The sequence below is a fragment of the Candidatus Infernicultor aquiphilus genome (assembly GCF_002784285.1).
Classification (GTDB): domain Bacteria; phylum Atribacterota; class Phoenicimicrobiia; order Phoenicimicrobiales; family Phoenicimicrobiaceae; genus Infernicultor; species Infernicultor aquiphilus.
Window position 1 is genome coordinate 1,412 of sequence record NZ_PFKO01000087.1, and the last position, 11,718, is coordinate 13,129.

Annotated in this window: 11 protein-coding genes; 1 reads left to right on the top strand and 10 read right to left on the bottom strand. The window is 35.4% G+C overall.

Going from position 1 to position 11,718, the window contains the following annotated elements:
• Positions 1-292: 292 nt before the first annotated feature.
• The 5 genes from COZ07_RS02450 to COZ07_RS02470 form a co-directional block, all read right to left on the bottom strand.
• Positions 293-1,651 carry a tryptophan synthase subunit beta gene (locus tag COZ07_RS02450; RefSeq protein ID WP_406607005.1) on the bottom strand — a complete coding sequence of 453 codons (1,359 nt, stop codon included), beginning with the start codon at positions 1,649-1,651 and terminating at the stop codon, positions 293-295.
• A gap of 657 nt (positions 1,652-2,308) precedes the next feature.
• Positions 2,309-3,787 (bottom strand): B12-binding domain-containing radical SAM protein, encoded by a 1,479-nt coding sequence (locus tag COZ07_RS02455; protein ID WP_406607006.1) that lies wholly within the window; start codon positions 3,785-3,787, stop codon positions 2,309-2,311.
• 126 nt (positions 3,788-3,913) lie between these two features.
• Complete coding sequence (locus tag COZ07_RS02460; RefSeq protein ID WP_406607007.1) at positions 3,914-4,462, bottom strand: AIM24 family protein; 549 nt, start codon at positions 4,460-4,462, stop codon at positions 3,914-3,916.
• Positions 4,459-4,800, bottom strand: coding sequence for a C-GCAxxG-C-C family (seleno)protein (locus tag COZ07_RS02465; RefSeq protein WP_406607008.1), 342 nt, complete (start codon positions 4,798-4,800; stop codon positions 4,459-4,461). Before COZ07_RS02465 ends, COZ07_RS02460 begins: the two co-directional genes overlap by 4 nt.
• Before the next feature lie 36 nt (positions 4,801-4,836).
• Positions 4,837-5,778, bottom strand: coding sequence for a ketopantoate reductase family protein (locus COZ07_RS02470; protein WP_406607009.1), 942 nt, complete (start codon positions 5,776-5,778; stop codon positions 4,837-4,839).
• Between the two features lie 242 nt (positions 5,779-6,020).
• Between COZ07_RS02470 and COZ07_RS02475 the strand changes: the two genes are divergently transcribed.
• Positions 6,021-6,626, top strand: coding sequence for a LysE family translocator (locus tag COZ07_RS02475; RefSeq protein WP_406607010.1), 606 nt, complete (start codon positions 6,021-6,023; stop codon positions 6,624-6,626).
• Positions 6,627-6,672: 46 nt separating this feature from the next.
• Here COZ07_RS02475 and COZ07_RS02480 read toward each other — a convergent pair whose 3' ends face one another.
• From COZ07_RS02480 to COZ07_RS02500, 5 genes are all read right to left on the bottom strand, one after another.
• Positions 6,673-7,467 (bottom strand): transposase, encoded by a 795-nt coding sequence (locus COZ07_RS02480; protein WP_406607011.1) that lies wholly within the window; start codon positions 7,465-7,467, stop codon positions 6,673-6,675.
• Positions 7,468-7,514: 47 nt separating this feature from the next.
• The gene (locus tag COZ07_RS02485; RefSeq protein WP_406607012.1) at positions 7,515-9,032 is read right to left on the bottom strand and encodes a TM0106 family RecB-like putative nuclease; all 1,518 of its coding nucleotides are present in this window, start codon (positions 9,030-9,032) and stop codon (positions 7,515-7,517) included.
• A gap of 41 nt (positions 9,033-9,073) precedes the next feature.
• Positions 9,074-9,808 carry an MBL fold metallo-hydrolase gene (locus COZ07_RS02490; RefSeq protein WP_406607013.1) on the bottom strand — a complete coding sequence of 245 codons (735 nt, stop codon included), beginning with the start codon at positions 9,806-9,808 and terminating at the stop codon, positions 9,074-9,076.
• Positions 9,809-9,983: 175 nt separating this feature from the next.
• Positions 9,984-10,532, bottom strand: coding sequence for a pyruvate kinase alpha/beta domain-containing protein (locus COZ07_RS02495; RefSeq protein WP_406607014.1), 549 nt, complete (start codon positions 10,530-10,532; stop codon positions 9,984-9,986).
• Between the two features lie 147 nt (positions 10,533-10,679).
• Positions 10,680-11,687, bottom strand: coding sequence for a BtrH N-terminal domain-containing protein (locus COZ07_RS02500; RefSeq protein WP_406607015.1), 1,008 nt, complete (start codon positions 11,685-11,687; stop codon positions 10,680-10,682).
• Positions 11,688-11,718: the final 31 nt, after the last annotated feature.

Consider the following 11,718-nt stretch of genomic DNA (forward strand, 5'->3'; position numbering starts at 1 on the left):
AGTGCGTTGTAGATAATTTTATAGTAAATTATAATTTTTTGGTTATAATTATATTGTAGGGGTTCGATTTATCGAACCCGTAAATAAGCGGGTCGGATAAATCCGACCCCTACATTACCATTCCCCAATCAGGTCGAGGACAGGTTTGTTTACTTTTTGGGTTACAACCATTATTTATAATAGTAGTTTTTCAAAAAGGAAATTTCTTGATTTGGTATATTCAGGCAGGGGAAATTTCTATTGTTTTAGAGTAAAATAAGATAGAAAAATCCCCTTACCTAAATATTTTATTTTAAATTTTTGGTAATTCTCTTAAGGCTTCTTCAATTTTTTCCTTAGGATAGGCATAATCTTTTAATTTTCCGGCAAAATAAGCCTCATATGCAGCCATATCCATATGACCATGTCCACTAAGACCTAATAATATAGTTTTTGCCTCTCCAGATTCTTTACATTTAAGTGCTTCATCGATAGTAGCTCTAATGGCATGGTTGGTTTCCGGAGCACTAATAATACCTTCATTTCTGGCAAAGGTCACTCCAGCCTGAAAAGTCCCCAATTGGTGTTCTGCTCGTGCTTCAACTAATCCTAATTTAAGTAAATGACTGATAATAGGAGCCATACCATGATACCTCAAACCTCCGGCATGAACTGGTGGAGGAATAAAACCATGTCCCAGAGTATACATCTTTAATAAAGGAGTAAGCCCAGCTACATCACCATAATCATAACTATAAGGACCCCTGGTTAAAGTCGGACAACTTGCCGGTTCAACACATATTATCCTTAAATCAGGCTTCAACCCTTCAATTTTATCTTTTAAAAATGGTAAGAAAAGACCGGCAAAGTTTGATCCTCCCCCCACACATCCAATAATAATATCGGGATATTCACCAATCTGTTCCATAACCTTCTTTGATTCTAATCCAATGATAGTCTGATGCAGCAAGACATGATTTAATACGCTTCCTAAGGAATAATGGGTATCATCACGCTTAGCGGCCTCCTCTACCGCCTCACTAATAGCCAGACCAAGACTTCCGGGACAATCAGGATCTTTAGCCAACATATCTCTCCCGGCTTGGGTATCAGGAGAAGGACTAGGAATACAGTTTGCCCCCCAGGTCTGCATCATTACTCTACGATAAGGTTTTTGCATATAACTGATTTTAACCATATATACTTTAATCTCCAGACCAAAACAGGCACCAGCAAAAGATAAGGCACTACCCCACTGACCTGCTCCCGTTTCAGTAGTTATTCGCTTAATTCCTTCTTTTTTATTATAGTAAGCTTGAGCTACTGCAGTATTGGGTTTATGACTTCCAGAAGGACTACTCCCTTCATATTTATAATAAATCTTAGCCGGTGTATCCAATGCTTTCTCTAATCTCCAGGCCCGATAAAGGGTAGTTGGCCTCCACATTCGATAAATATCCTGTACTTCTTCCGGAATTTCAATATACCGCTGGGTACTCATTTCCTGTTCAATTAAAGCCATGGGGAATAAGGGAGTAAGGTCATCAGGCTTAATTGGTTTCCTGGTTGCCGGGTGCAAAGGAGGTGGAAGTGATTCAGGTAAATCGGCCAGAATATTATACCAGGTAGTCGGCATTTCTTTTTCATCAAGAACAAATTTAACTCTTTTCATCTTTTTCTCCTTTTATTTTTAAAATTATTTTCTCTAATTAAGTTTTCTTTTATTTCTATTACTCTCTTTTGAAAATAGTCTTTGCCCCCTTAAGGGGGCCAATTACGTAATATGAACATATTGCACCTCCTTGGTTAAAAAAATAGCTCTCCATCCCAGCTTATTTTAATAATAGGGACGGAGAGCTATTTTTCCGCGGTGCCACCCTTATTGAGTCTAATAAATTAATATAATATACAGTCTTAATTATTAAACTCCTCTTATATGGCATATGGGTATATAATATAAATTGTAAATAAAAAAACCTTTCATTTCTGAGAGACGAAAGGTTAATTCCGTGGTACCACTCTAATAGGATTTTTATTTAGAAAATCCTACTCTATAGAATACCAGTACATTAATTATATACCGATATACTTTTCCTTTTCACGGTGGAAAAATCCGTCAAAACTTACTCAGGCTATTTTAGCCCTTTTAGCCCGAAGCTTGTGGGTCCATTTCACAAATTATTTAAAATCTTTTGTCGATTCTCACCATAAACGACTCTCTGTCCAATTTTGTAATCTGCTACTTCTCCCACGCTTAGCTTTTAAATATTCATTTTTAAAATTATAACATAGATGTCAAGTTCAGTCAAAACTTTTGTTACCAGTATAATTAATAATTTTCGTAAATCTTACGGAAATGGAATCCATATACAGCGTAGGTTATTACCATAGGAAGAAGTTGTGGGCGTCGAAATAAAGACCAGAAAAAGAGTTTCCAATAATAAGTTCTTTCCTTCCCTACTATACCCAGATGCCAGATAGATTTAAAAAATCCGGTAAGATAATAAAGATGGAATTGATATTTATTTTTTTGTAAAGGTTTAGTATTCTTTAAAAGGGTCAGGAGACGTGCATAGTAATATTTGGGGGAATAAATTGTACTTAATACTTTTTTATAACCATCAATAAGCGTTTTATATTTCATTTTAGGGATAAAGTTAATAGAAAGGTCAGTATTATCACCAGAAGCTTCCTGAAGCAATCTATTTTCCTTAACCAGTTTCTGGTAAAGTTTGGTGCCGCGAGGAGCATTTAATAATCCGACCATAGCACTTACAATTCCACTTTTTTGAATGAATTCAATTATTCTTTCGAAAATTAAAGGCGGATCATTATCAAAGCCCACAATAAATCCTCCATTAACTATTAAACCAGATTTTTGCATCCTTTTAACACAAGCTATTAGATCACGATTTTTATTTTGCAATTTGTTGCATTCAGCTAAACTCTCTTCATTAGGAGTCTCAATACCCACAAATACTGAACCAAATCCGGCCCGAACCATTAACTGCATAAGCTCCTCATCATCGGATAGATTTATGCTAGCCTGAGTAGTAAAAGAGAAAGGATGTTTTCGCTCTTCCATCCAATCAATTATGGCGGGAAGTACCTCGTTTTTTAACTCTCTCTTGTTGCCGATAAAATTGTCGTCGACAATAAATACTCCACCTCTCCATCCCCGTGAGTAGAGACTATCTAATTCTGCGAGTATCTGATCTTTAATTTTAAGCCGCATTTTATGCCCAAAAAGTAAGGTAACATCACAAAATTCACAATTAAAGGGACAACCTCGAGAATATTGAATGCACATAGTGGCATATTTATTTAGATCAACTAGTTCCCAAAGTGGAATAGGTGTATTTTTTATATCTACCCATTGATCCGAAGTGTAAAGATGTTTAGGATGTCCTTCTTCTAAATCTTTTAAAAAAGAAGGCAAAGTAATTTCAGCTTCATTAAGTACAAAATAATCTATCTCCTTAAAATCTTCATATTCAGAGGTAAAAAGTGGACCGCCTGCCACTATCTTAGCCCCTAACTTTTTGCATTTATCAACTATCTTCTTCACAGATTCCTTCTGAATAGACATAGCACTAATAAATATATAATCAGCCCACTTAATGTCTCTATCAATTAATTCTATTAAGGTCATATCTACCAGCTTTTTCTCCCATTCCTTAGGAAGCAAGGCAGCTACAGTTAACAACCCCAAAGGTGGGAGACTCGCTTTTTTAGAAATAAACTTTAAGGCATATTTAAAGCTCCAGAAAGTCTCTGGATACTCAGGGTAAACAAGAAGTATTTTCATATTAACCTTCCCTTTTATTTTATATTTTCTTCCAGAAGAATAAAAACTTAATCTAACTAAATATTTTCTATTAATGACCTATCTTATCCTTTAGTACTTCCTGCTGTCAAGCCCTTGATTAATAATTTAAAATTTTTTATCTCCCCCTAATATTCCACCTAAAATGTTACCGCCGAAACCTGCAATGCCCTTTTGTTCTTCTCTTTTATGAAAACGAGAGGCGGCAATAATTCGATCAGCCAACCCATCGCCTTCCAATCGCTGCAGGATAAAACCTTCTCCTCCGAAAAGTCCGGCTCCAATCTTTTTAGTAAAGGCTACTTCAATTTCAATCCCTCTCGCCGCACATAAGAAAGAATCTTTCTGGCATAAAAATTTTCCGCCCAGTTTATCTATCTCCAGAGGAATTATCTTACCTGGAAAAGGGGCTCCAAAGGCAATATGACTTTTTCCATTTCCCTGATTAAGAAAAGTGGTGATAAAGAAAGACTCACCAGTGATTATACGTTTAAATCCTTTAAACAAGCCTCCTCCAGTAGAAGTTTGCATTTCTATTTTTTCGTCCATATACATCATTGCCCCTGCTTCAGCCCTTATCCCTTCACCTGGATCTAATTCAATCTCCACAATCTGCATGTCATCCCCATAAATCTTGTAGTCAATAATCTCACTCATACTAACTTCTCCTTTTCTCTATTATTTTTTAATGGTTTACACAGAATATCGCCCATTTCCTTTTGAAAAGTATCAAATAATTCTTTACTTAATTCTTTAATTTCAGGATGTTTGTGAGCAGTCTCTTTAATAAAAAGCCTTCCTAAAACCATAAGAGAACCAGCCAATACACCCCAGACACTTTCAATTCCCATCCCCCCACCAAAGGTAGCGGCCAGTTTTAGAGAATCTGAGTTTAAGTTAAGATGATAAACCTGATTAGCAGCATACAAAATAGTTTCGGCACAATTTAAATCTTCTTTAACCCCGTACCCTTCTTGGATTAATTCTTTCAACATTTATTTCTCCCTCCTAAAGTAAGATCCTCTTAAATTTTACCGTGCCATTAACGCTCCATACACCTCTGTAATGATGGGAATTGAAATATTATATTCTTTTCCCCAACGGATTAAAGTCCCTCCGAAAATATCTCCCTCATGTCTGGCATTCCCTTTTTCATAATCTCTTTGAAAGGAGGTCTTGGTTTCGTAGGGAAAATTCCTGGCTTTTTGTAGAGTTTTTTCCACTATATCTTGCTCAAAATCTATATTTTTTGCTCTCCCAATTAAAACAACTTCTTTCATAATATTTTCCGTCATACTCTTTAACTTATCATCAGCGAGTACTTTTCCTATCGTTTTTCCTGAATAAGCGGTCATTAAACTAAGCGCAGTGATAAATATATACTTTTCCCATATTACCGGATAGGGATTATCATACCAGGTGTTGCCAATTCCCATCTCATTAAAGAACTCAATAAGATACGTATAATTATAATCTACATATTTTGGGTCTTTACCAAATACGATCTGCCCCTCAGGACCTTTTTGTCTGATCGTCCCGGGGTTTTCAATACTAGAGGAAACATAGGCACAGGCAGGCGAAACTATCGCTTGATGCAAATTGGTCCTGATACGTTCATAGATATCTACTCCATTAAGCAAGGGAAGAATTATGGTATCATGGTGTATCTTTTTTGAAATTGATGCAACAGTATTATCCAGGTCATACCCTTTTACACACAATAAGTATAAATCTGGGATAGGAATTTGTTCTACCTTATCTGTAGCAACATTCGGATAGCAAACAAATTCTCCTTTATCAGTAAGTAAATGTAACCCCTGTTTTCGAATGGCTTTTAAATGTTCTCCTCGGGCTATAAAATAGACCTGTATAGCATGCTTACCTTTACTAATTTCATAAGCTATCTTCCCGCCAAAATATCCACCAACGCCTCCTACACCATATACACAGACATTTTTAATCTTTTTACTCATGCCTTACCCTATCTATATTCTATTTTTAAATCATCCTTGAGTTCACCCATTATTCGGTTAAATTATATAATAAGTTTAACTATTCTTAAACATTTTTAATTTTAGCAGGTTTTGTAACTTATGTAAATTTATGTAAATTTCTTGACAATAGAACTTTTTTACTGTAAATTGATAAACACTTTTACTTACTGCCTGAATCCAAAAATTATAATTCAAAATAAATAATCGGGGAGGGAAGAAAAATGAACTTAATAGACTTTAGTGCTTTGATTCCCTTCGCTCTGATTACTACCTTCACCCCAGGACCTAATAACCTGAGCTGCGCCTCTATGGGTATTAATTTTGGAATTAAAAAAACTAGGCCTTACCTCTTTGGAATTATTACCGGATTTTTCTTACTGCTTTTGCTTTGTGGATTTTTTTCTAATCTGCTTCTCACGGCCATTCCCTCTATTGAACCTATCCTGCGTTGGATTGGAGCGACCTATATTCTCTACTTAGCCTATGGCACTTTTAAAACTAGCTTTTCCTTTAAGGAAAAAACTAATCAGTATCTTTGGGGTTTTTATAAAGGTGTATTGCTCCAATTTTTAAATCCTAAAGGAATCATTTATGGCTTGACCCTTTATTCGGTCTTTCTAAATCCCCTTATCGGCAATTTTTTCTATATAGTTCTATTCTCATTGGGCTTTGCCCTCCTAGGCTTCTGCTCTATTTTAACCTGGGCTTTATTCGGGGCAATCATTAACCAATATTTGCATCAGGCAAAATTAAGAACCATTTTAAACATTATCCTATCCCTTCTTCTGGTCTATACGGCGATAAAGATTACCGGAATCATTTCCTGACTATAATTTGTCAAGGGACGGTCCTTTGACAAAGTCTATAAACTTTTTATAACTTAACTAATTGCACAATTCCTCGATTAATCTCTAAAAGATTAGCGATTTCTCTATTCGATAATATTGATTTCTCCTTTAATTCCCTTATCAGCTTATCACGAAATATTTTGTTTCTTCTCTTTCTTAATAAAATAAGTTCAAAATGATTTCTTTTTAAATATTGGTCACGGAAATTAGAGGCCTTTTGATAAGTATTTATATCTTTCTTAGTCTGATTATCTTCTTTGTATTCTAAAAAATCATGATTATCTTCTGCTTGAGAAAATTTCATAAATAAAGGGAGAGCTTTTGATAAATTCTTAGAAAATAGCTTTAAAATATCTTCTACTATAACCATTTTAGTCCGATTTTTAAGATATTCAGAATAAGAACTCCACTTATAATCTTCTGGCAATTTTACTAATCTGGCCTTGAGGGGATTATTGTGGATATAACGGATAACCGCTAATAAATATAGTTCGCCTTCTATAACTTCACTCTTAAATCTATCTTGAAAGAGGTGACCATTCTGCTGGTATTTTTTGTTAAAATACACTGCATAAGCAGTACCAATCCTCTTCATTATATGAGAAATATTATCTTTATTCTCTTTTAAAAGTAAATGGATATGATTATCCATTAGACAATAGGCATAAATAACAAATTCATTATCCTTTTTCTTGTTAGTCAGAATATTTAAAAATCTATGCTTATCTTCATCATCAATAAAAATATCTCTTCCAGAATTACCTCGAAGCATAACATGATAAATTTGACTTGAACTTAATTTTCTTCTTTGTCTAGACATATTGTTTACCTTTTATCTTTTTTTATTTAATTTATTATATCTATAATCTAAAACTTTGTCAAAGGACCGTCCCCTGACAATAAAGGTAATGAACAAATACCCTCCAATAAAACGCGGGTGGCAATACAGTCATCTTCATTGTATTGGAGAATCCTCTTTTTTATGTTTTCATCACCGGTCTCTACCCATCGATGATACCACTCAATAGATTCAGCACCGGATGGACTGGTATCCCGCCAACGAAATCCCAGATAGGAGGCTAATGTTTTAATAGAGTAATCATTAGTGGGCCATTCTGTTTTTTTCTTCACCACATCAAGGTAGAGATCAATTGCATAACCGGAATTAAACATCCCTTCTATATCGTCTTTGGACATCACCTCGGGATATTTTTCTTGCAATTTTTTCCATTGGGTTTTTTCATAGGGTGAATAATAATAAATGATACAGGGCATTGATCTTTGAATAAATTCCCAGGCTTTACCAAAGGCTTGTTTTTGTTCTTCTTTATTTGGTTGGTCGGAAAAGAAAGAAACATATCGCTCGGTGGTAGTATCTCGATTGCGACGTTCCAGAAAACCATGCAGATAGCAGATATCTCTCAGCGGATCGGTCTCAATATCGAAAAATAATTCAGTGGAGGCATCTGGTAAGGTGACTTGCTCTTTCAAATAGGGTTGGGAATCTTTTTTTGATAAAAGGATTGCTCTTTCTTGAAATTTTCGCAGGCTTTCTATCCCGATACCTGGGAAAATGGTTTTATTTTTCCTTTTAAACATCTCCAAATCAATGGTGGCAAAATCAGAAACGGAATCTATATAGCTAATCATCGCATCTCTTTTTACCCGACCCAGTTCCGGTATCAAGGTTAAATCATTAGCCTTTTTTAAACATCTAAAGCAATAAGTCCGCCATTGGCATAATTTGCATATTCCTGAATAGGCAGGCAAAGTTTTTAAGTCCTGGTTCGCTATTTTACTAACTGCCTCTAAACAATTTTCATATCTAACCCACCAGGATTCTATTTTTCGTATACTTTGGGGTGAATTTAAATCATATTCAATTTCTCGTCCCTGGATATCCCAAATAAAAGGGGTTCGGCCTCCCGATATACCGAGTCTTTCCAGGATATCGGTATAAAGGGCAAGCTGGACTGCATAGTGGACTTTCAGCTTACCTTCGGAGGTATCATTTTCTCCCTCTAAACCGGAACCGCTCTTAATATCACCGCTAATGTAGCCCTTACCATATTTTCTTAAAAGATCAGGTTCGCCGACCAGCCCCTCGGTACTGATTCTTCCACCATAGATTAAATCTTCGCCACGGTCAATAGCTTCTTTGGTTCGCTTTTCTCTTTCCATTCCTGAGTAGGAGCTTAAATCTAAAAATGGTAACTCCAAACCCTGGATTACTTGTTTTTCAAAATCAGTACCCTTTTCCCATAATAATTTGACAAATACACTGATGGGATCTTGTTTTGAATAATCTCCAAAAAGATCTAATCTTACACGGTGAGGACATTTGACGTAGTTATAGAGCATATTGGCGGAGAGTTTTTTGGGCATCAAATTTCTCCAAAAAATTAGAATAATATAAAATCGTAGGTTTAGCTCATCTTACGAATACGCACTTCAATCTCCTGCTCATCCTTCAGCAATTCCACCAGTTTAGAAGTATCCGTATCACCGTAATGATAGGGGTACAGGATTTTCGGCTTTAAGACTTTTGCAGCATCAGCAACCATCCCCGGTGTCATCGTGTAGGGCAGATTCATAGGTAAAAAAGCTACATCAACTCCCTGTATTGTTTTCATCTCGGGAATATTTTCGGTATCACCGGCCACATAGATTCGTTTATCACCAAAGGTCAGGATATACCCATTTCCTACACCCTGCGGATGGAAGGGTTGACCATTATCACGTTTATGAATAATATTGTATGCTGGCACTGCCTCAATTTTTATCCCCTGAACAGTTTGCACCCCCCCATTCTTCATAACCATACCACCTGAAATCTTCTGGGCACAGGTTTCCGTAAGAACCAATTCGGTTTTATTAGTTCGTAACATCTTGATTACTGCTAAGTCAAAATGGTCGCTATGCTCGTGGGTTATCAGAATAATATCTGCTTTAGGAAGTATAGAGTAATCCGCCAGCTCACCGTAGGGGTCAATATGAATAACTTTTCCATTAAAGGTAAAGATTAAGCTGCCGTGACCGATAAAGGTAATTTTTAGATCACCAGCAGAGGTGGTGATAATATCTGTTTCAAATTGAGTCTGAGCATTCGCTGAGCTCGCCATACCCATAAAGAACAATATAAGTAAAATAAATTTAAACATCTTTTCCCCTCCTTATTAATTTAATTAATATTTTTATTTCTATAAAATCCAACCAAACGAATAAGTTGAAAAATATGAGTTTAATAGATATTTATCTCCATAAGTGATTCAATTAAAATTACTACTTTGATAATTATAATGGAAATATTACTTATTAATTTTTTCTTATTAAGAATTATAAAATAGGTTTACAAATAATCTCATTAATTCGTAGTAAAGTTACCTTGGTACTGGGTGCTGCAGTAGCTACCACTGCTGTATCTGCACCAGAATGCGTCCCGGCAACTACAATTACTTTTTCGCCCATTTTTATACAGCCGCCATCACAAGCCATCATAATTATCTCCACACATACCTTCATTCCTTGTCCAAAAACTCTAAGCATATTAGCCAAGGCCTGTGGTGTATTTGTCCCATATAAATCAACAGTATGAAATAGCATCGTTCCAAAGTGTACCACATGTTTCTTTCCCCGTAGTTCATTTGCTAATTCTTGCGGAAAAGGATTCCCCTCCTCTTTAAAACTGAATTGCCAGGGAACTACCACTAAATTAACATCCTTCCCCTCCACAGCATCTAAGAATGATTTTGCAGTATTCCCCTTGGTTGAGGCCAGAACAATCCGGTGGATATTTCTTAATTTGGCCCTTTCTAGAACTAATTTTATAACTTCTGCGGTATTTTCTTTTCCCGGTTTTTCGAAATAAACAATTTTTTCTTCCATTTTCTGTTTACCTTTCCTATTTATTATCTGAGAACACTATAAATTACCTTGTTGCAGTATTTTACTAAAAAATAGCTCTTTTTCTAATTACTTTTTATCACACCAGCATAAAAATTTCAAGATATATACTCCATTTCTCAAAAAATATTAAACTTGTTGAAGGATTATTTCTTGACCTATCTTTAACAAAATACTCATCGCTTCTTTTTCTTGGTGGGATATTTCTGCTAATACATCTGAGGCCTTATTGACATACACCATGTCCTTCTTATCTCCTGCTTTCATAAATAATTTAGAAACTGTTCTCCACAACTGGGCAATATTAACAAATAAACCGTAAGCTTTTTTTATTTCTTCTACTTTTAACAGCTGATAACTTTCTTTTAAAAAGTCTCGATAAAGATTTCTGAACAGTGCCCCGCCGGTACCGGCTTTTTCCATTAACATGGCAGTTGTTTTAAAATCTCCTTCCACATCTTTACTTCTCTTAAACCATTTTATTATTTCTTTACTGGCCTTTAAGATACCTTTATAGCTAATATTTTCGATAGGAGGATTCAAGTAATTTTTAGCGTTATCGCTGATAGCCTGCATTATTTCTTTCTTTAGGTCATATTTTTTATTGGTAGTCTGAAAGGTATAAGAGAGATTTTTAGATGACATCGGTCCTTTTTCATTCCTGGCCAGTTCAAGGTTCTTTAAAGAAGTTTTCACCAATCCACCCTGTTGGATAGTATCCACCAGATAAGCATTATTTTCATCATATCCATACATAGCTACATAATGACCAGCGAAATAAAATTTTTTAGTAAAATAGTCCAGATAATAAGAGTCCAGCTTTATTCCCACCGGAATACCTAAATCAATCTTTTCTTTTACGTTCTCCCAGGCTTTTTTCACTGAAGAGGTTTCCTGAACCTTAAACTTCAAGTTAAGATGCCGGGTAATATTCTGAGTCAATAAATCAGTTTTTATTCTCCCTCCAATAAAAGGGAAATCCATTGTTTTCCTATTCCAAATAATGAAGCTTAACCCTCCACCTAATCCAAAGAGTAAGGGTTCGGAAAAATAAATTCCTAAATGCTGAAGTAAACTTCCGGTGGCAGTTGTTTCACAGTGTTGACCGTTAAAAGGTTTAAAATTATTAATTATCATTCTCTGCCTCCTCTTCTTTTGGGAAAATATA